Annotated in this window: 18 protein-coding genes and 1 tRNA gene; 9 read left to right on the top strand and 10 right to left on the bottom strand. The window is 71.4% G+C overall.

Annotated features, from left to right (window positions below):
• Window positions 1-35: 35 nt before the first annotated feature.
• A complete protein-coding gene (locus NHL51_RS08770) occupies window positions 36-2,234 on the top strand; it encodes a malate synthase G (RefSeq protein WP_434143104.1) in 2,199 nt (732 codons plus the stop codon).
• A gap of 137 nt (window positions 2,235-2,371) precedes the next feature.
• Here the strand turns inward: NHL51_RS08770 and NHL51_RS08765 are convergent, their stop codons facing one another.
• A complete protein-coding gene (locus tag NHL51_RS08765; protein ID WP_434143103.1) occupies window positions 2,372-3,313 on the bottom strand; it encodes a 1,4-dihydroxy-2-naphthoyl-CoA synthase in 942 nt (313 codons plus the stop codon).
• Between the two features lie 10 nt (window positions 3,314-3,323).
• A complete protein-coding gene (locus NHL51_RS08760) occupies window positions 3,324-4,076 on the bottom strand; it encodes a VIT1/CCC1 transporter family protein (RefSeq protein WP_434143102.1) in 753 nt (250 codons plus the stop codon).
• 45 nt (window positions 4,077-4,121) lie between these two features.
• Here NHL51_RS08760 and NHL51_RS08755 point away from each other — a divergent pair, with 45 nt between their 5' ends.
• Window positions 4,122-5,132 carry an o-succinylbenzoate synthase gene (locus NHL51_RS08755; protein WP_434143101.1) on the top strand — a complete coding sequence of 337 codons (1,011 nt, stop codon included), beginning with the start codon at window positions 4,122-4,124 and terminating at the stop codon, window positions 5,130-5,132.
• Between the two features lie 164 nt (window positions 5,133-5,296).
• On the opposite strand, the gene NHL51_RS08750 is transcribed toward NHL51_RS08755, so the two are convergent.
• Window positions 5,297-6,505 carry a cobalamin-independent methionine synthase II family protein gene (locus NHL51_RS08750; RefSeq protein WP_434143100.1) on the bottom strand — a complete coding sequence of 403 codons (1,209 nt, stop codon included), beginning with the start codon at window positions 6,503-6,505 and terminating at the stop codon, window positions 5,297-5,299.
• 68 nt (window positions 6,506-6,573) lie between these two features.
• On the bottom strand, window positions 6,574-7,131 hold the full coding sequence (locus NHL51_RS08745; protein ID WP_434143210.1) for an adenine phosphoribosyltransferase: 558 nt from the start codon (window positions 7,129-7,131) through the stop codon (window positions 6,574-6,576).
• A gap of 157 nt (window positions 7,132-7,288) precedes the next feature.
• Here NHL51_RS08745 and NHL51_RS08740 point away from each other — a divergent pair.
• Window positions 7,289-7,362 (top strand) — tRNA-Arg (locus tag NHL51_RS08740).
• Between the two features lie 95 nt (window positions 7,363-7,457).
• Here NHL51_RS08740 and NHL51_RS08735 read toward each other — a convergent pair.
• The 3 genes from NHL51_RS08735 to NHL51_RS08725 form a co-directional block, all read right to left on the bottom strand.
• Window positions 7,458-9,098, bottom strand: a complete 1,641-nt coding sequence (locus NHL51_RS08735) for an amidohydrolase (protein WP_434143099.1) — start codon at window positions 9,096-9,098, stop codon at window positions 7,458-7,460.
• A 102-nt stretch (window positions 9,099-9,200) separates the two neighbouring features.
• Entirely contained in the window at window positions 9,201-10,850 is a 1,650-nt protein-coding gene (locus NHL51_RS08730; protein WP_434143209.1) for a SulP family inorganic anion transporter, read from the bottom strand.
• Between the two features lie 8 nt (window positions 10,851-10,858).
• The gene (locus tag NHL51_RS08725) at window positions 10,859-11,245 is read right to left on the bottom strand and encodes an ArsR/SmtB family transcription factor (RefSeq protein ID WP_434143208.1); all 387 of its coding nucleotides are present in this window, start codon (window positions 11,243-11,245) and stop codon (window positions 10,859-10,861) included.
• Between the two features lie 71 nt (window positions 11,246-11,316).
• On the opposite strand from NHL51_RS08725, the gene NHL51_RS08720 reads away from it, so the two are divergent.
• Window positions 11,317-11,688, top strand: coding sequence for a zinc ribbon domain-containing protein YjdM (locus NHL51_RS08720; RefSeq protein ID WP_434143098.1), 372 nt, complete (start codon window positions 11,317-11,319; stop codon window positions 11,686-11,688).
• Between the two features lie 58 nt (window positions 11,689-11,746).
• Here the strand turns inward: NHL51_RS08720 and NHL51_RS08715 are convergent, their stop codons facing one another.
• The gene (locus NHL51_RS08715) at window positions 11,747-12,142 is read right to left on the bottom strand and encodes a pyridoxamine 5'-phosphate oxidase family protein (protein ID WP_434143097.1); all 396 of its coding nucleotides are present in this window, start codon (window positions 12,140-12,142) and stop codon (window positions 11,747-11,749) included.
• A gap of 10 nt (window positions 12,143-12,152) precedes the next feature.
• A complete protein-coding gene (locus NHL51_RS08710) occupies window positions 12,153-12,968 on the bottom strand; it encodes a FadR/GntR family transcriptional regulator (RefSeq protein WP_434143096.1) in 816 nt (271 codons plus the stop codon).
• Between the two features lie 133 nt (window positions 12,969-13,101).
• Here NHL51_RS08710 and NHL51_RS08705 point away from each other — a divergent pair, with 133 nt between their 5' ends.
• The 5 genes from NHL51_RS08705 to NHL51_RS08685 are packed head-to-tail and all read left to right on the top strand — an operon-like array spanning window position 13,102 to window position 18,339.
• Window positions 13,102-13,896: a sugar phosphate isomerase/epimerase family protein gene (locus NHL51_RS08705; protein ID WP_434143095.1), complete on the top strand. Its 795-nt coding sequence runs from the start codon at window positions 13,102-13,104 to the stop codon at window positions 13,894-13,896.
• A complete protein-coding gene (locus NHL51_RS08700) occupies window positions 13,893-14,807 on the top strand; it encodes a phosphogluconate dehydrogenase C-terminal domain-containing protein (RefSeq protein WP_434143094.1) in 915 nt (304 codons plus the stop codon). The genes NHL51_RS08705 and NHL51_RS08700 overlap by 4 nt, the downstream gene beginning before the upstream one ends.
• Window positions 14,807-15,562, top strand: coding sequence for an SDR family NAD(P)-dependent oxidoreductase (locus NHL51_RS08695; protein WP_434143093.1), 756 nt, complete (start codon window positions 14,807-14,809; stop codon window positions 15,560-15,562). Before NHL51_RS08700 ends, NHL51_RS08695 begins: the two co-directional genes overlap by 1 nt.
• 10 nt (window positions 15,563-15,572) lie before the next feature.
• Entirely contained in the window at window positions 15,573-17,339 is a 1,767-nt protein-coding gene (locus NHL51_RS08690) for a hypothetical protein (RefSeq protein WP_434143092.1), read from the top strand.
• A 46-nt stretch (window positions 17,340-17,385) separates the two neighbouring features.
• Window positions 17,386-18,339, top strand: a complete 954-nt coding sequence (locus NHL51_RS08685; protein ID WP_434143091.1) for a lysostaphin resistance A-like protein — start codon at window positions 17,386-17,388, stop codon at window positions 18,337-18,339.
• Here the strand turns inward: NHL51_RS08685 and NHL51_RS08680 are convergent.
• Window positions 18,327-18,767: a hypothetical protein gene (locus NHL51_RS08680; RefSeq protein WP_434143090.1), complete on the bottom strand. Its 441-nt coding sequence runs from the start codon at window positions 18,765-18,767 to the stop codon at window positions 18,327-18,329. The two genes, NHL51_RS08685 and NHL51_RS08680, sit on opposite strands and share 13 nt — an antisense overlap.
• Window positions 18,768-18,860: the final 93 nt, after the last annotated feature.

The following is an 18,860-nucleotide window of genomic DNA, read 5'->3' as shown; positions in this document are numbered from 1 at the left end:
GGAACCAGATCGCTCGACCAGCATTGGAGCCCGACATGACCGACTACGCCGCCCGCGCAGACCTCTCCGTGGCCCTGCCGATCGTCGACTTCGCCGAGGAGTCGCTCGCACGGCACGGCCTCGACGCCCACGCGTTCTGGCAGGGCGTCAGCGGCCTCGTGCACGAGCTCGCGCCGAAGAACGCGCAGTTGCTCGCCCGGCGCGACGCGCTGCAGGCGAGCCTCGACGCGTATCACCGCGAGCACCCGGGCCGCCCCGACCCCGAGGCCTATCGCGCGTTCCTCACCGAGATCGGCTACCTCGCCCCCGAGCCCGAGGACATCGCCGTCGGCACCGAGAACGTCGCCCCGGAGGTCGCGTCGCTCGCCGGCCCGCAGCTGGTGGTGCCCATTCTCAATGCCCGCTTCGCGCTCAACGCCGCGAACGCGCGCTGGGGCTCCCTCTACGACGCGCTCTACGGCACCGACGCGATCTCGCAGCAGGGCGACCTCGCCCCCGGCGCCGGTTACAACGCCGAGCGCGGCGCGGCCGTGATCGCGCGCGGCCGCGAGCTGCTCGACACCGCGGCACCGCTGGGCCACGGATCGCACGCCGACGTCACCGGCTACATCGTTCGGGGCGGCGCGCTCGTCGCGACCCTCGGAAGCGGCGCCGAGACCGGTCTCGCCGACGCCGCGGGCTTCGCCGGCTACACGGGCTCCCCCGAGACCCCGGACAGCGTGCTGCTCGTGCACCACGGCATTCATCTCGTCATCGTCATCGACCGCGCCGGCGCCATCGGCCGCACCGACGCGGCCGGCGTGCAGGACATCGTGCTCGAGTCCGCGCTCAGCACCATCATGGACCTCGAGGATTCGATCGCCGCCGTCGACGCCGAGGACAAGGCGCTCGGCTACCGCAACTGGCGAGGTCTCATGGACGGTACCCTCACCGAGGAGGTCTCGAAGGGCGGCGAGACGTTCACCCGCGAACTGAACGCAGACCGCGTGTTCACCGCGCCCGACGGCGGCGAGATCGTGCTGCCCGGCCGCTCCGTACTGTTCGTGCGCAACGTCGGCCACCTCATGACGGGCGACTCGATCCTCGACCGCACCGACGCCGAGACGCCCGACGGCATCGTCGACGCGATCATGACGGCCCTCGGGTCGCTGGACGACATCCGCGGCGCGCAGGCCAACTCGCGCACGCCCTCGATGTACATCGTGAAGCCCAAGATGCACGGGCCCGACGAGGTCGCGTTCACCGTCGAGCTGTTCGGCCGCGTCGAAGCGCTGCTCGGACTGCCCGGCGGCACCCTCAAGGTCGGCATCATGGACGAGGAGCGGCGCACGTCGGCGAACCTCGCGGCCTGCATCGCCGCCGCGGCGGATCGCGTCGTGTTCATCAACACCGGCTTCCTCGACCGCACCGGCGACGAGATCCACACCTCGATGCACGCGGGCCCCTTCCTGCCGAAGGGCGCCATCCGTACGCAGCCGTGGCTCTCCGCCTACGAGGCGCGCAACGTCGAGATCGGCGTCGCCTGCGGCCTCGACGGCCGCGCCCAGATCGGCAAGGGCATGTGGGCGATGCCCGACCTCATGGCCGACATGCTCGAGCAGAAGATCGGTCACGTGCGCTCGGGCGCCTCGACCGCGTGGGTGCCGTCGCCGACCGCGGCGACGCTGCACGCCATCCACTACCACCGGGCCGACGCCTTCGCTGCGCGCGCCGCGCTGCCCTCCCTCGAACCGGGGTCGGCCGCAGCGCAGCAGAGCCTCGACGAGCTGCTCAGCATCCCGCTCGCCGGCCCGGGCGACCTCTCCCCCGAGGTCGTGCGGACCGAGCTCGAGAACAACTGCCAGTCGATCCTCGGCTACGTGGTGCGCTGGATCGACCAGGGCGTCGGCTGCTCGAAGGTGCCCGACATCCACGACGTCGCCCTCATGGAGGACCGCGCGACGCTGCGCATCTCGTCGCAACTGCTCGCCAACTGGCTGCTGCACGGCGTCATCACGGAAGCGCAGGTCGACGAGGCGCTGCGCGCCTACTCGGCCGTGGTCGACCGGCAGAACGCGGGCGACCCGCTCTACGAGGCGCTGCTCGGCGCCGACGGCGAGACCCCCGGCCTCGCCTTCACCGCGGCACGCAGGCTCATCGTCGAGGGGGCGTCGCAGCCCTCCGGCTACACCGAGCCCATTCTGCACGAGCTGCGCCGCGAGAAGAAGGCGCAGCAGGCCGCCGCAGCCGCGTAGCGCGGCGGCGCACCGCTGCGCGCCCTGCCGTACGCGCAGAGCGGGATGGGTTTGGTGCACTATTCAGACCAGATAGTGCACCAAACCCATCCCGCTCCCCGCACGGGGCACGACGGGGCACCGTGGGCCGCTCAGGCTCAGTAGTAGTACGGGAACGGGCTCCAGTCGGGGTCGCGCTTCTCGAGGAACGAGTCGCGCCCCTCGACCGCTTCGTCGGTGCCGTATGCGAGGCGCGTCGTCTCGCCGGCGAACAGCTGCTGGCCGACGATGCCGTCGTCGACCGCGTTCATCGCGTACTTGAGCATGCGGATCGCGGTCGGCGACTTGCCGAGGATCGTGCGCGCCCATGCGATGCCGGTCTGCTCGAGGTCCTCGTGCGCGACGACCTCGTTCACGGCGCCGATCTCGCGCGCCCGCTCGGCGTCGTAGGTATCGGCGAGGAAGAAGATCTCGCGCGCGAACTTCTGGCCGACCTGGCGCGCGAAGTAGGCGCTGCCGTAGCCGGCGTCGAACGAGCCCACATCGGCATCGGTCTGCTTGAACTTCGCGTGCTCGCGCGAGGCGATGGTGAGGTCGCAGACCACGTTCAGCGAGTGCCCGCCGCCCGCCGCCCAGCCGGGCACGAGCGCGATGACGACCTTCGGCATGAAACGGATGAGCCGCTGCACCTCGAGGATGTGCAGGCGGCCGGCCCGGGCCTGCGCGGCAGCGCCCACGGTCGTCTCGGAGTCGGAGTACTGGTACCCGTCGCGGCCGCGGATGCGCTGGTCTCCGCCCGAGCAGAACGCCCAGCCGCCGTCGCGCGGGGAGGGACCGTTGCCGGTGAGCAGCACGACGCCGACCTCGCCGTTGACGCGCACCCGTTCGAGGGCGTCGGAGAGTTCGTCGACCGTGTGCGGGCGGAAGGCGTTGCGCACCTCGGGGCGGTCGAAGGCGATGCGAGCGATGCGGCCGTCGAGGCTCAGGTGCGCGGTGATGTCGGTATAGCCCTCGGCGCCGGGGGCGATCCGCCATTCGGCCGGGTCGAAGATGTCGGAGACCTTGCGCGGCGGTACGGCCGGCTGTGCATCGTGCGTCATGCCTTCAAGCCTACGAGACGGCGACCCCGAAGAGCAGGCCGATGAGGTACGTCGCCGCCATCGTGGCCGACCCCATCGCGACGTTGCGCACGATCGCCCTGAATCGCGGCGCCCGGCCGAGGGTGGCGCTGATCCACCCGGTGAGCAGCAGCCCGATGACGACGGCGAGCGCCGCGACCCAGACCCGGTTGCCGTCGAACGGCAGCAGGATCATGATGAGCGGGATGAGCGCGCCGACCGTGAAGGCGACGAACGACGACACGGCCGCGGCCCACGGGCTCGTGAGCTCGTCGGGGTCGATGCCGAGCTCGATCTCGGCATGGGCGGCGAGCGCGTCGTGCGCGGTGAGCTCGGCGGCGACCCGGTCGGCGAGCTCGGGCGACAGCCCTCGGTCGCGGTAGAAGCCGGCGAGCTCGGCGAGCTCCTCCTCGGGCTGCTCGCGCAGCTCACGCTTCTCCTGCTCGATCATGGCGCGTTCGGTGTCGCGCTGCGTGCTGACCGAGACGTACTCGCCGCCCGCCATCGAGAATGCACCCGCGACGAGCGCCGCGAGGCCCGCGGTCGCGATGGCGACGACGTTGCCCGGAGTGGCGGCGGCGACGCCGATGACGACGCCCGCGGTCGAGACGATGCCGTCGTTCGCCCCCAGCACGCCGGCTCGCAGCCAGTTGAGCTTCTGGCCGATGCGCGCGTCGTGGGGTTCGTGCGGCTGCGCGGTGCCGGTATCGGTGTCGGCGCCGGTGGCGGTCGGTTCTGCTTCCATGCTGCAATCCTCTCCTACCGGAGGCCGACGTGCCATGATCGTGGCATGCCCGCCCCGCTCCCCGACCGTCTTCCCGCGCCTTCCCTCGACGAGGTGCTCGCGTCGCTGCAGATCGTCGCGATTCCGACGCGCACCCGGTTCCGCGGCATCTCGGTGCGAGAGGCCGCGATCCTCGCAGGGCCCGAGGGCGCGAGCGAGTTCTCGGCGTTCCCCGAGTACGGCGACACCGAGGCGTCGGCATGGCTCGCGGCGGCGCTCGACTTCGGCTGGCGCGCGCAGCCCCGGGCGCTGCGCGATCGCATCGAGGTGAACGCGACGGTTCCCGCGGTCGCGGCGGGCGCGGTACCCGAGATACTCGCGCGCTTCCCCGGCTGCCGCACCGCGAAGGTGAAGGTCGCCGAACGCGGCCAGTCGCTCGCCGACGACGTCGCCCGCGTGCGTGCGGTGCGCGCGGCGATGGGCCCCGACGCGAAGGTGCGCGTCGACGCGAACGGCGGCTGGGCCGTCGACGAGGCGGAGGCCGCGCTGCACGCCCTGGCGGAGTTCGACCTCGACTACGCGGAACAGCCGTGCGCCTCGGTCGCGGAGCTGGTGGAGCTGCGCGGGCGCCTCGCGGGCAGCGTGCGCATCGCGGCCGACGAGAGCGTGCGCAAGGCGAGCGATCCCCTCGCGGTCGCGCGCGCCGGCGCGGCCGACCTGCTCGTCATCAAGGCGCAGCCGCTCGGCGGCATCCGCCGCGCTCTCGGCATCGTCGAGCAGGCGGGGCTGCCGGTCGTCGTCTCGAGCGCGCTCGACACCTCCGTGGGCATCGCGATGGGCGCGCGTCTCGCCGCGGCGCTCCCGGACGGCTTGCTCGCCGGGGCCTGCGGGCTCGGCACGGTCGCGCTGCTCGAGGGCGACGTCGCCCGGAAGCCGTTGGTGCCCATGGGCGGGGGGATCCCTGTCGAGCGGCCCGAGCCCGATGCCGCACGGATCGAGCAGTACCGCGCCGCCCCCGATCGCGAGACCTGGTGGCGGGAGCGCGTAATGCGGTGCCACGCGCTGGTGCAGTCGTAGACGCAGCAGGCCCGGGGAGCGACCGGCATCGCGACGTTGCGCTCTCGCCCCGTGATGGAATATCACGGAGCTCCATCGCAAAAGCGACACCGGTCGCTCCCCGGGCCCGCTGCTTCCGGTCGCGAGGTGCATGGCACCCCGTCGACGCGGAGGGGCGGAAAGAGCTAGACGCGCTGGGCGGCGCGGCGGGCGCCCTCGCCGAGCGCCTCGAGCTTCGCCCACGCGATCTGCGGGTGCACACGGCCGCCGAGGCCGCAGTCGGTCGCGGCGATGACGCGCTCGGGGCCGACGATCTTCGCGAAGCGCTCGATGCGCTGCGAGACGAGGTCGGGGTGCTCGACGAGGTTCGTCGAGTGGCCGATGACGCCGGGAACGAGGATCAGATCGTCGGGGATGATGCTCTTATTCTCCTCCCACACAGTCCACTCGTGCTCGTGGCGCGCGTTCGCGGCCTCGAACGAGATCTGGCCGACGTTCGCGCCGAGCACGGTCTTCAGGATGTGCTTCAGCTCGACGTCGGTGGTGTGCGGGCCGTGCCACGAGCCCCAGCACAGGTGCAGGCGCACCTGCTCCTTCGGCAGGCCCTTGATCGCCTCGTTGATCGCATCGATGCGGATCTGAGTGAACGCGAGATAGTCCTCGACGCTCGGCTCGGGGTTGATCTGATCCCAGTTCTCGGCGAGCGACGGGTCATCGAGCTGCAGGATGAGCCCGGCGTCGGTCACGGCCCGGTACTCCTCGCGGAGGGCCGCGACCCATGCGTCGATGTGCTCCTGCTCGCTCGCGTAGAAGTCGTTCTCGATGCGGGCGGCCGAACCCGGGGCGATCGCGGTGAGGAAGCCCTGCTCGCCGCTCTGCAGCGCGGCCGAGAGATTGCGGGTGTCTGCGGCGATGGCCTCCTGGCCGGTGTACGCGATCGGACCGGTGGTGGTCGGGAACGCGGTCGCGTTCTTGCCGACGCTGATGCCGCTCTCGGGATCCTGGTACGCCTCGGCGAAGAGGGTCCAGTCGCGGCGGTCGGGGAAGGAGGTGAGGCGCACGTCGCCGGGGGCCGAGCGCACGGGCTCCTGGGTGAAGATGTTGCGCTCGGTGACGGAGAGGCCCGAGTTGCGCTGGAACGAGTAGGTCCACCAGGCTCCGTAGTCGACCGCGTTCGACATCGCCTTGCCGAACTCGCCGTCGCCGGGCTGCGTGATGCCTGCCTCGCGCTGGCGCTCCACGACGTCGCGCACGGCCTCTGCGACGAGCGCGTCGAACTCGGGCGTCGACTGCAGCGTGAAGCCGTCGTCGGCGAACGTGCGGGCCTGATTGGCGTCGATGAGCGCCTGCGTGCGCGGCAGGCTTCCGGCTGTGGTCGTCTCGATAGTCGTCATGAGTGCGAAACTACCCGCGGGCGATCACGCGCGGCCAATCCCGTGACGCTAAATGACAGCGCGCCCGCTCAGCTCGTGAACACGGTGTGCAGACGCGGATCGCGCAGCGCCTCGCGGCCGCCGAGCCCGTCGATCTCGAACAGCACCGCCGTGCCGGCGTGCTCGTAGCCGAGTGCCGTCAGCAGACGCTTCGAGGCCGCGAGCGTGCCGCCGGTCGCGAGCACGTCGTCGATGAGCAGCACGCGGCTGCCGCGGGGAAAGTCGGCGTGCGCTTCGATCTCGGCGGTGCCGTACTCGAGGTCGTAGCCGATCTGCGCCGCCGGCAGCGGGAGCTTGCCCGCCTTGCGGATCGGCATGAGGCCGACGCCCGCCGCATAGGCGGCGGCGCTGGCGAGCAGGAACCCGCGGGCCTCGAGCCCGGCGATGACGTCGTACTCGCCCGCGAAGGGCGCGACCAGGGCGTCGACCGTGGCCTCGAGCGCCGGATGGTCGGCGAGCAGCGGGGTGATGTCGCGGAACAGCACGCCCTCGATGGGGTAGTCGGGGATCTCGCGGATCAGCGATTCGGCTCGCGCGAGCTCCGGGGACAGGCCGGTGCTCGACGCAGTTTCGGGGTGCTCGTTCATCGTTTCAGACACGCGTTCCAGGGTACCCGCATGCGTTCCGCGCCCCGCGCGCCCGCCCCGCTTGCTCCTCCCGGCGGCGACGCGCGCGGGCATTCCGGCGCGATTTTTGTTTTCCAGGCGCCTCATGTATAGTTTTTCGAGTTGAGAGATCAACATTGCGCCCCTAGCTCAGCTGGATAGAGCATCTGACTACGGATCAGAAGGTCAGGGGTTCGAATCCCTTGGGGCGCACGATCACACCCCCGTCGCGAGAGCGGCGGGGGTTTTTCGTCCCCCGACCCGGTGGCCCTGACCGGCGGTTACGGCGCCCCGGCGCACCCGCCCGCTCACCCCTCGAGCACCCCGTCCACCGCGGTCGCGAGCACGCGCGCATTCGCGAGCGCCTCGGGCTCGGCCGTGCGCGGGTCGATGTCGAGCACCGCGAAATCGGCGCGCAGGCCCGGCGCGAGGGCCCCGATCTCGTGCTCGCTGCGCAGCTGCCAGGCCGCGTGCGAAGTGTGCGCCCGCAGTGCGTCGAGACGCGAGGCCCCCGCGCCTCCGAGCTGCCGCCCGGTGCGGGAGACGCGCGTCTCGGCGACGGCCATGTTGCGCAGCGGCTCGCACGGGGTGACGGTGCCGTCGTTGTGGAAGGTCGCGCGATGGCCCGCCGCGAAGGCGGCACCGGCGTCGGCCCACCCCTCGCCGCGCTCGCCGAAGAGGTCGTCGATGATCACGTCGCCCCAATAGGTGATGTGGTCGACGAACAGGCTCACGGTCGCCCCGAGGTCTGCCGCCCGCCTGAACTGCTCGGGCGTCATGAGACCGCAGTGCTCGATCCTGAAGCGGTGGTCGGTGAGGCCGAAGCGCCGAATGAGCGCTTCATAGGCGTCGAGGGTGCTGTCGATGGCGACATCGCCGTGCGAGTGGCAGGCGAACTGCCAGCCCTCGCCCGCGTACTGCGAGCCGATGTCGATGAGCTGATCGGTCGTGTAGTTCGCGTGACCGATGTGCCCCGGCGCGAAGCCCAGCGCACGGGTCGCGGCAGTGTCGAGGTACGGGAACGATGTCGCGATGTTGCCGACCCAGGGCGAGCCGTCCGACCAGATCTTGATGCCGACCTGCCGGTACCGCGCGTCGCCGTTCTCGCGCGGCACCGAGGCGCTCGCCCCGGGGCGCGACATCTCGTAGCCGCGCAGGCGCACGGGCAGCGTCCCGGCCGCGGTCATCCCGGTCGCGAGACGGTGCAGGTCGTGCGTCCAGGTGAGGTCGGCGATGGTCGTGATGCCCCGTTCACGGCGCAGCTCCGCGAGGTGGGCGGCGAGGCGCTCGGGCATCTCCGCTTCGGCCGCGGCGAGCGCCGGCGCGACGATCATCGACACCGCGCCGGCTTCGAGCGCCAGCCCGGTGAGCTCGCCCGAGGCGTCGTGCGCGAACGAGGCGCCGGCGGGGTCGGGGGTGCCCCGGTCGACGCCGGCCTCTCGCGCAGCGGCCGAGTTGAAGTACGCGGAGTGGAGCGAATTGTGCACGATCACGAGCGGCAGGTCGCCCGCGAGCGCGTCGAGTTCGTCGATGCTCGGCGGCACGAGGCCGAGCTGCAGCAGCGGATCCCACCCGTTCGCGACGACCCGTGCCGTGCGGGGCCGCGCTGTGATCGCCGACCGGATGGCGCCCCACACCTCGTCTGCGCCGCCGAGCGTCACCGGGCGGATATCGATGACGCCGTCGCCCATGAGAGCCGCCGACTCCGACGGATGCCCATGGGGTTCGATGAGGCCGGGGATCGCCCAGCCCTCGCCGAGGTCGACCTTCTCGGCACCGGCGGGCGCCGAGATCTCTGCGCGCGAGCCGATCGCGACGATACGGCCGCCTTCGATGAGCATCGCCTCGCATGCCGATGCGGGGTCGGCGCCGCGCTCCGGCGCGGGCACGCAGTCGAGGTCGGTGCGGATGAACCTGCCGGTGACGTACTGGACGGATGCATCGCTCACGGTGACACCCCTTCGACGATTCGTGAGGCCCCGATGCGCTCACGGTTCCCCACCCTATCCTGCGTCACGGGCCCGTTCCCGCGGCGGATCGCTGCTCAGCGTTCATCCGCGACGTCTCGAGGACCGCACGATGTGGCTGCGCGCGTGCTCGGCCGCTGGGTCCAGCTCTTCGAAGAGATGCTTCTGGTGCCGCAGCGACGAGAGCACGCCGACTCGTTCGGCCATGCCCCTGTGGTCGGGGCGGATCCCTGCGATGAGCACTGTGTCCCCTCGCCGCTCGAGTGCGCCGATGAGCTCGGTGATGACCTGCGCCCCGGTCGCATCGAGCAGCTGCAGTTCGGACATGCGCAGGATGACGACCTCCACTTCGCGCAGATTCGAGACGCGTTCGAGCGTGCGTTCGGCCGCGCCGAAGAAGAGCGCGCCCTCGAGCCTGAACACGGCGATGCGCTCGTCGCCCGGCACGGCGGGGCCCGGGAGGTCCTCGCGATGCACGCCGCTCGTGCGGGCCAGCTGCCGCAGGGCGAAGAACCCCGCGACGAGCAGCCCGACCAGCACGGCGTAGATCAGATCGACGCTGACCGTCACGATGGCGGTGAGCGTGAAGACGATCGCGTCGGATCTCGATGCGCGCACGATCGTGCGCACGGTGCGGGGCGCGATCATGCGGCAGGCGGTGACCATCAGCACCCCTGCGAGCGCCGCGAGCGGAATCCGGGAGACGACGGCCGAGCCGATCAGCACGACCAGCAGGAGGAGCAGGCCGTGGGCGATCGCGGCGATGCGCGTGCGGGCGCCAGCGCGTACGCTCACCGCGGTGCGGGCGATGGCGCCGGTTGCGGGCATGCCTCCGAAGAGCCCCGCGGCGACGGAGGCGAGCCCCTGACCGACGAGTTCGCGGTCGGCGTCGACGGGGCCGGTGTCGGCGATGGTCTCGGCGACCCGAGCCGACAGCAGCGATTCGATCGCGGCCAGCGCTGCCACGGCGCATGCCGGGCCGAGGAGCGAGGTCGCCGTGACCGGGTCGAGCAGCGGCAACGCCGGCGCCGGGAGCCCCGCGGGGAGTTCGCCGATGGTGTCGACGGGCAGCCCGCAGAGCACGGAGACGAGCGTGGCGACGACGATGGCGACGAGCGAGCCCGGGAAACGAGGACGGATGCGCAGCGCCACCAGCATGATGATCACGACGATGGCGACGAGCAGCAGCGACCAACCGGTCTTCGGCTCGGCCGAAGCCTGCACCGAGCGCAGGGCCGCGACCGCGGCGTTCGTGCTGTCGCCGGGTTCGGTGCCTGTCGCCAGCGGAACCTGCTGCAGGAAGATGATGATCGCGATGCCGAGTGTGAACCCCTCGATGACAGGCCAGGGGATGTACGAGACCGTGCGTCCGAGCCGCAGCATCCCGGCCGCGAGCACGATGAGCCCCGCCATGAGGCATACGAGCGCGAGCGCACCCGCACCGTGCGAGGCGATGATGGGCGCCAGCACGACCACCATGGCACCGGTCGGGCCCGAGACCTGCACATGGGAGCCGCCGAAGATCGCAGCCACGATGCCGGCGATGATCGCGGTGACGATTCCGCTCTCGGCCCCTGCGCCCGAACTGACACCGAAGGCGAGCGCGAGCGGCAGCGCGACGATGCCGACCGTCACACCGGCGAGCAGATCAGGTCTCCACGAGCTGCGCGCCTCCCGGTAGTCGGCCCGCGACGGGAGCAGTGATCTGAACGAGCTGCGCACGCGGCCCGCCATCGCCTCGCTCACCCCTCGTCTGCGGCGGCCGCAGCGCTCATGGGGATCGCCGGCAGCTCCGCGCGCCGGACGAGCCGCTGCTCGACCGTTTCGAGCACTTCGCCGAGCAGAGCGCGAGCGACGCGGAGCAGCTCCGCGACCTGCGGATGGGCGAGGCGGTAGTAGACCAGGCTGCCGCGGCGCTCCGACTCCACGAGGCCGTTGCGGCGCAGCACGGCGAGGTGCTGCGAAACGTGCGATGATTCCAGGTCGATCTCGGCGAGCATCTCCGACACGGAAGCCTCGTCCGTCGCCGAGAGCACCTCGAGGATCCGGATGCGGATCGGATGCGCGAGCCCTTTGAACAGCCCAGCCTTGATCTCGTAGAGCGGGCGATTCGGGTCGCTCAGCACGATTCTCACACTCCCTCGACGGTCCGAGCCCGGACGGCATGATGATTTCATCATATCGCAATATACTGACGAACATGTCTCACTCGATCCCCCTCTGCCCCGCATGCTCCAGCGAACACGCCTACGAACTGGGAGCACTGCTCGTCTGCCCGATGTGCGGCCACGAGTGGTCGGCCGCCGACAGAGCCGACCCCGACGCCGATTCGGGGGCGGGCGGCGAAGCCGCCCCGATCGTCAAGGATGCCGTGGGCAACATCCTCGCCGATGGAGATACCGTCGTCGTGACGACCACGATCAAGGTCAAAGGGTCGCCCCAGGGCATCAAGGCGGGCACCAAAGTGCGCTCCATCCGGCTGATCGCCCCCGTGAACGGGCACGATATCGACTGCAAGATCACGGGGTTCGGCCCCATGCTGCTCAAGTCGGCGCTGGTGAAGAAAGCCTGAGCCCGGCCCGGAACTCGCCGAACCGCGCGGAGCCCTCGGGCTCGGCCACCGACCGCGCTCAGTGACCGAGCACGCGATCGATCGACATGACGAGGATGACGCGGTCGGCCGCGTCGGCGGGCGCCGCCGGGTCGGTCTGGCCGTAGCGGCGCGCGAGCCGCTGGTAGAAGCCTCCGGTCGGGTCGCCGATCGACTCGACGAGCTCGCCGCGCACCTCGACGTAGCGGGTCGGCGACTCGGGGTCGAAGACGACGAAGCTCATCGACGGGTTCAGCCGCAGGGCCTTGAACTTCTCACGGGAGCTGGTGTGGGTGAAGCGGAGCGTGCCGTCGACGACCTCGAACCACATGGGGCTCGCCTGGGCGCCTCCCTTGCGACCGACGACGGCGAGGGTGCCGTAGAGGGGGCGTTCGAGGAGGTCGGCGAGGTCGGTGGGAATCTGCGCTGCGTTCACGCGGCAGATTTTACCAGCTCTGCGCGCCTCCGACCCCGGCGGCCGCATCTCGCAGTCGGGCTGAGGCGGTGCCCATGTGCAGCGCCATAGCCGACGCCGCCTGGTCTTCGTCGCCGGCCTCGATCGCGGTGAGCACGGCGCGATGCTCGGCGACCGCCGCCGTCATAGCGTCGATCCCCTGCACGGCGCGGTCGTCGTAGACGTGCAGCAGCGAACGCACCACGTGCAGCAGGTCGGCGAGGGCGGTGTTCGCCGCGGCGGCCGAGAGCGCGAGGTGGAAGTCGTTGTCGGCCCGCACGAACGCCTGCGGCTTCCCGTCGGCGCCCTCCATGCGGGCGAGGCTGTCGCGCAGCGCGGCGAGCGCGTCCTCCGGGCCTCCCGCGCCAGGGCTTTCCGCACCGACAGCACCGGCGCCCCTGCGAACGGCGCCCACGCGCCCCGCCGCGAGGCGCGCCACGTAGATCTCGAGCCCCGACCGCAGCTCGAGCAGGTCGGAGGTGCTGCGCTCCCCGATCAGCAGACCCCAGCGCAGCGTCTGCGGCAGCAGTTCGCTCGCGGTGCCGCGCAGGTAGGTGCCCGACCCGGGGCGCACGTCGACGATGCCGATGATCTCGAGGGCCGCGAGCGCCTCGCGCACCGCCGACCGCCCGACCTCGAGGGTCGCGGCGAGCTGCCGTTCGGGAGGCAGGCGGGTGCCCGGCAGGATGTCGCCGCCGGTGAAGAGGTCGAGCAGGCGTCGAGCGACCTCGGAGACCGGGCTGCCGCCGGGGATCGGCGCGAGACCCGCGACGAGGTCGGCGCTTCGGTCACTCGGGAATTGCGGCATGCGACCAACCTAGCGCGCGGGCGGCGCGCGTCGGCGATCCCTGTCGCGAGTCTTGAAAATTGGTCAACCGGTTGCCATAATGTTCGACAGGGATCACCCCGACCCGGCACGACCGTCGACAGGAGCAGCGCGCATGATCGGACTCGGCAGCTACGCGTTCTTCTGGCAGCACTCCGACCGGGTCGACGCCCCGCTGAGCCTGCGCGGCGCGTTCGAAGCCACCCGGAGCCTCGGCGTCGAGCTCTTCCAGATCTGCGACTACGCGCCGCTCGACGGCTTCACCGATCGAGAGGTCGACGAGAGCGCGGCGGCAGCCCGCGACCTGGGGCTCACCATCCAGCTCGGCACCAAGGGCGTCGACCCCGAGCACCTCGCCCGCTACCTCGCCCTCGCCAAACGGTACGACGCGCGCCTCGTGCGCAGCATGCTCTTCTCCCCCGGCTCGCGCCCCACGCTCGCCGAGGCCGAGGCCCGCCTGCGCCGGGCGCTGCCCGCATACGAGGCGGCCGGAGTCACCCTCGCGCTCGAGACCTACGAGCAGGTCGCCACCGCCGACCTCGTCGCGCTCATCGAATCGATCGGCAGCGACCGTCTCGCGATCTGCCTCGACCCCGCGAACGTCGTCGCCCGCCTCGAAACGCCGCGGAGCTGCGTCGAGGCCGCCGCCGCACTCACGGGCAACGTGCACGTCAAGGACTTCGACTTCGACCGCCAGGCCGGCTGGGTGGGCTTCACCTACAGCGGCGCCCCCATGGGCGCCGGCCTGCACGACTACCCGCATCTGCTGAGCACCGTACGCCCGCGCGAGCGCGGCATCGACGAGATCGTCGAGCACTGGCTGCCCTGGCAGGGCGACCCCCGCACCACCGTCGACGCCGAACGGGCGTGGACGAGGCGCACCATCGAATATCTGAGGAGCACGCAATGACCGAGAACACCGAGCAGTACCGCATCGCCGTCATCGGCGCGGGCGGCAAGATGGGCATGCGCGTGTCGAACAACCTCGCGCGCACCGCGCACGACGTGCGCTACGTCGAGAACTCGCCCGCCGGCCAGGAGCGCACCCGCGAGGCCGGCCGCGCGCTCAGCGATCTCGCCGCCGCAATCGCCGACGCCGACATCGCCGTGCTCGCGGTGCCCGACCTCGCGCTGGCCGCCGTGACGGCCGAGATCGTGCCGCAGCTGCAGCCGGGCGCCATCGTGCTGACGCTCGACCCCGCCGCCGCCTACGCAGGTCTGCTCACCACTCGCGACGACGTCATCCAGGCCGTCGCGCACCCGTGCCACCCCTCGATCTTCCTGCAGCGCCAGACGCCCGAGGAGTGGGCCGACACCTTCGGCGGCATCGCGGCCCCGCAGGATGCGATCGCGGCCGTCGAGTCTGACGACCCCGCGAAGCAGGCTATCGTCGAGACGACCGTGCGCGCCATCTACGCCCCCGTCATCGACGTGCACTGGGTCACCATCAAGCAGCTCGCGCAGCTCGAGCCGACGCTCGTCGAGACGGTCGCCTGCATGATCGGCGCGCTGCTCAACGAGGCGCTCGAAGAGACGATCAATACCATGGGCGTACCGGCCGATGCCGCTCGCAGCATTCTCTACGGTCACACGCAGGTCGCCCTCGCGAACGGACTGCGCGGCGACAACCCCTTCAGCGACGCCTGCCTCATCGCCATGGACTACGGCCGTGAGAGCATCATCAAGGACGATTGGAAGAAGATCTTCCGCGACGACGAGCTCGACAAGAACCTGGCGCGCATGCTGCACCTCGACGGCATCGACCGCTCGGGCGCCGCGGCCGGTTCGAGCACGGCCGGTTCGAGCACGAAGGAGCAGTGATGGCGCGCTTGCATGGGAAGACGGCTCTCGTCACCGGATCCGCGACCGGCATCGGCCACGCAGTCGCGGCCCGCTTCGCCGCCGAGGGAGCGCGCGTCGTGATCGCCGACCGCGACGCCGAAGCGGCGGCAGCGGCAGCGGCAGGGATCGGCGCCACCGCCCGCGCGGTCACCGTCGACATCTCGGACGAGGCGTCGGTCGAAACCGCGTTCGCGGAGGTCGAAGCGGCGGGCTGGGCCCCCGACGTCGTCGTCGCGAACGCCGGAGTGCAGCTCTTCGGCCAGGACGCGGAGGCCGCCGACCTCGACCTCGACGTCTGGCGCCGCACCATCGACATCAATCTGACCGGCACCTTCCTGACCGTGAAGCACGCGACGCGCTCGATGCTCGCGCACGGGGGCGGCTCGATCATCCTCACGGGCAGCCCGACCGGGCTGAACGGCGAGGGCAGGGACTTCACCGCCTACAGCGCGTCGAAGGCCGGCATCCACGGGCTCGCGCGCACCGTCGCGGCCGCGTATGCCGATCGCGGCATACGCGTGAACACGGTCGTGCCGGCCTACACCGAGACGAGCCTCGTCACGACGATCAGCGACGACCCCGAGGCGCGGGCCGCCATCATCGGGCGCATCCCGCTCGGCCGCGCCGGCTCCCCCACCGACATCGAGGGCATCATGGTGTTCCTCGCATCGGAGGACGGGGCCTTCGCGACCGGGTCCCTCTTCGCCGTCGACGGCGGCATGACGACGCTCTAGGATCGAGCCCATGACCGGGGAGCGCTGGGAAGACGGGGGCATCGCCTGGACGGCCGGCCCGTGGAGGCTCGAGCTGCGCGACGACGAAGTCGCCGACCTTGCGTACGACGGTCGTTCGGTGCTGCGCAGCATCCGCGCGGTCGTGCGCGACGGCGACTGGAGCACCGCAGGCTGGACGCTCGGCGAGCCGATCGACGAGCCGGCCGCGCCTGACGGGTCCGGCGGCTCCGCACGGCGCCTGCGGCTTCCCCTGCGGTCGACGGGGTTCGGCAGCGACCTCGTCGGCGGGCTGACCATCGAGACCGACGGCGATGCACTCACCGTCGCGTTCGAGGCCGTCTCGCAGATCGACTACGAGACGAACCGCACGGGCCTCGTCGTGCTGCATCCGGCCGGCGCCGCGGGCGCCGACCTGCGCGTGCGGCATGCCGATGGCTCTGTCGAGCGCACCGCGTTCCCTCGCGAGATCTCGCCCCACCAGCCGGTGCGGGACATCGCGGCCCTCACCTGGGAGCACGACGGCCTCGAGATCACCACCGCGTTCGCGGGCGACGTCTTCGAGATGGAGGATCAGCGCAACTGGACCGACGCCTCGTACAAGACCTACAGCCGCCCGCTCGCGCTCCCGTTCCCGTACCGGCTCGTGGAGGGCGAGCGCGTGCGGCAGACGGTGCGGGTCGACGTGCGGCCGCACAGCGCCGCGGGCGTCGCGACGCGGGCCGAGGTCGCCGCGATCGCGCTCGAAGCCGGTGGCGTCTTCCCGACGATCGGAGTCGCCGCCTCGGAGGCCCCCGATCCCGCGCCCGAGCTGACGGCCCCGCCCGGTGGCGAGCTGCTCGTCGAGCTCGACCTGCGCACCCGTGCCTGGCCAGCCGCGCTGCAGCGGGCCGCGGCACGCGGCGTTCCCCTCGATGCGCGCGTCGTCTCGCCGGACGATGTCGACGGGTTCGATGAGCTTGCCTCCCGCCTGCGGGGTTGCAGACTCGCCCGCATCGCGGTCTTCAGCGCGTCCCTGCACGTCTCGGACGCCCCGCTGGTCGCGCGCCTGCGCGATGCGCTTGCACGCACCGGCGTCTCGGCGCCCGTCATCGGCGGAAGCCGTTCGCACTTCACCGAGCTGAACCGCGAACGGCATCGCCTCCCCGACGGCCTGGACGGCATCGTCACCGCGACGACGCCGCTGTTCCATGCGCTCGGCACCGCCCAGCTCATCGAGTCGGTCGCGATGCAGCGCCTCATCGCGCAGCAGACCGTCGACTACGCGGCCGGGCTCCCGGTGCGCGTCGGACCGATCGCGCTGCGCCCCCGATTCAACAACGTCGCGACGCGCCCGCAGCCCACGCCGGGCCGCCACGACCTCGCGGAGGGCACGGGGACCGAGTTCACCGGGGCCGTCGATGCCCGCCAGGCGGCCCCCGAACTCGCTGCATGGACGATCGCGAGCGCCGCGGCGCTCTCGGTGCCCGGCGTCGCGGGGCTCGCCTATTTCGAGGAGTGGGGACCGCGCGGCATCCGCACCTCCGACGGTGCGCCCACCCCCGCCGCCGAGGCCATCGCCGCGCTCGCGGCGCTCGCCGGGGGCGAGCTGCTGGCGGGGCCGAGCCCGGACGGGCTGCTCTGGGCCGTCGGCGCTCGCACGACCAGCGCCGACGTGCGCATCGTCACGGCGAACCTCGACGATCGCGAACGCACACTCCGCGTGACGGTGCCCGGCATTGCGATCCCTGTCGAGCTGCGGCTGCCCGCGTTCGCCTGGCGCCTCGTCGACCCGACGTAGCGCAGCTCTTGCGCCGCGCACTCAAATTTGGATAGAGTCCAAACTTATGACGCAGCGCACGGTGCCCTCTCGGAGCCTCCCCGCCCCCGTCGCCGGAATGCTCGAAGCGCAACGACCGACCGGCATCGTGGTCGGACTCATCATCACGCTCACCGCGATATTCGTGACCGGCGCACTTCCGGTCCTCAGGGCGATCGCGCAGGGCATCGCATTCGGCCTCGGCGGCGAGCAGCCGGTGTTCGCGATCGAGCCGAGCACCCGCGCCGACCTGCTGCTCTCGCTCTGCTCATTCGCGTTCGGTGCCGCACTGATCTTCATCTGGGTGCGCGCGAAGGAGCGCCGCACGGTTTCGACACTGGGCTTCACCGCTCCCTGCGGCGCGAAGCCGGTCGCGGCGCAGGCCCTCCGGGGCGCCGGCACCGCCCTGCTGATGATCACCATCTGCGTCTTCGTGCCGGTGGCCCTCGGCGGCGCGGCGCTCGCCTGGCGCGCACCGGAGCTCGATGCCTCAGCGCTCGGCTTCATCGCGCTGATGCTCGGCGGGTTCCTGCTGCAGGGATCGACCGAGGAGATCGTCACGCGCGGCTACCTGACGCAGGTCGTCGCGAGGCGCTGGGGACTCACCGCCGCCGTCATCGCCCAGGCGCTGCTGTTCGCGGCCATCCACGGCGCCAATCCGGGCATGGGGCCCATGCCCGTGATCAACCTCGTGCTGTTCGCGGTGTTCGCGACCATGCTCACCCTGGCCGACGGGAGCCTCTGGGGCATCTGCGCCTTCCACGGGGTGTGGAACTGGGCCCAGGGCGGTCTCTACGGAGTCGCGGTCTCGGGGTCGACCGTCGGCGAGTCGCTCTTCGACTACGCCCCGGAGCCCGACTCGAACGCACTGCTCACCGGAGGCGACTTCGGACTCGAAGGCAGTCTCGTCACGACGGTGCTCTACACCGCGGCCGCGTTCTGGGCGTGGCGCACGTACCGGCGTCGCGCTCAGTCGCGGTAGACGATGTCCCCGCTCGGCGTGACCGAAGCGCTCGCGTCGCGCAGCAGCAGATCCTTCAGCTCATCGACCGTCAGGGCGTTGCGGCTCGCGACTCGGTCGATGCGATCGCCGAGCGCATCGATGGCCTCCTGGCCGCCCATCTCGCGCGGCAGCACCTTTCGCGGAGCGACCGTACCCGCTTGCGCCTCGCCCGAGGCCTGTGCGCCCGCGCCCGACTCGGCCTGCGCGCCCGCGGCATCCCCGCCGGAGCCCGCCTGCGCCTCGCTGCCGGCCTCCGCTGTCGATGTCGGCGCGCCGTGCTCGTCTTCCGCCCCTTGCGGCGCGCAACCGACGGCGGATGCGGCGAAGGCGACCGTCAGGGCTGCCGCGCCGAGCGCGACCGCCGCGGTCCGGGAGGTGCGGCGCGGGGTGTCGTCGTGTTCGTGCATGGTCTTCGCCCTTCGGGTGGTTCTGGTGAGGTTCCGTGGGTCTGATGAGCGGTCGACTCTCAGGCTATGCCGTGTTCTTGTGAGAACGCGAAG

It is taken from the genome of Leucobacter sp. gxy201, assembly GCF_051043335.1.
In the GTDB taxonomy this organism is placed as follows: Bacteria; Actinomycetota; Actinomycetes; order Actinomycetales; family Microbacteriaceae; genus Leucobacter.
The sequence above is the reverse complement of the archived record's forward strand: the minus strand, read 5'-3'. Positions and strand labels throughout refer to the sequence as shown.

Bases quoted from the DNA above. Each gene is read 5' to 3' on its own strand.
- NHL51_RS08770 (WP_434143104.1), top strand. From the start codon at position 36: ATGACCGACTACGCCGCCCGCGCAGACCTCTCCGTGGCCCTGCCGATC.
- NHL51_RS08765 (WP_434143103.1), bottom strand. From the start codon at position 3,313: ATGACGCACGATGCACAGCCGGCCGTACCGCCGCGCAAGGTCTCCGAC.
- NHL51_RS08760 (WP_434143102.1), bottom strand. From the start codon at position 4,076: ATGGAAGCAGAACCGACCGCCACCGGCGCCGACACCGATACCGGCACC.
- NHL51_RS08755 (WP_434143101.1), top strand. From the start codon at position 4,122: ATGCCCGCCCCGCTCCCCGACCGTCTTCCCGCGCCTTCCCTCGACGAG.
- NHL51_RS08750 (WP_434143100.1), bottom strand. From the start codon at position 6,505: ATGACGACTATCGAGACGACCACAGCCGGAAGCCTGCCGCGCACGCAG.
- NHL51_RS08745 (WP_434143210.1), bottom strand. From the start codon at position 7,131: ATGAACGAGCACCCCGAAACTGCGTCGAGCACCGGCCTGTCCCCGGAG.
- NHL51_RS08730 (WP_434143209.1), bottom strand. From the start codon at position 10,850: ATGGCGGGCCGCGTGCGCAGCTCGTTCAGATCACTGCTCCCGTCGCGG.
- NHL51_RS08720 (WP_434143098.1), top strand. From the start codon at position 11,317: ATGTCTCACTCGATCCCCCTCTGCCCCGCATGCTCCAGCGAACACGCC.
- NHL51_RS08710 (WP_434143096.1), bottom strand. From the start codon at position 12,968: ATGCCGCAATTCCCGAGTGACCGAAGCGCCGACCTCGTCGCGGGTCTC.
- NHL51_RS08705 (WP_434143095.1), top strand. From the start codon at position 13,102: ATGATCGGACTCGGCAGCTACGCGTTCTTCTGGCAGCACTCCGACCGG.
- NHL51_RS08700 (WP_434143094.1), top strand. From the start codon at position 13,893: ATGACCGAGAACACCGAGCAGTACCGCATCGCCGTCATCGGCGCGGGC.
- NHL51_RS08695 (WP_434143093.1), top strand. From the start codon at position 14,807: ATGGCGCGCTTGCATGGGAAGACGGCTCTCGTCACCGGATCCGCGACC.
- NHL51_RS08690 (WP_434143092.1), top strand. From the start codon at position 15,573: ATGACCGGGGAGCGCTGGGAAGACGGGGGCATCGCCTGGACGGCCGGC.
- NHL51_RS08685 (WP_434143091.1), top strand. From the start codon at position 17,386: ATGACGCAGCGCACGGTGCCCTCTCGGAGCCTCCCCGCCCCCGTCGCC.
- NHL51_RS08680 (WP_434143090.1), bottom strand. From the start codon at position 18,767: ATGCACGAACACGACGACACCCCGCGCCGCACCTCCCGGACCGCGGCG.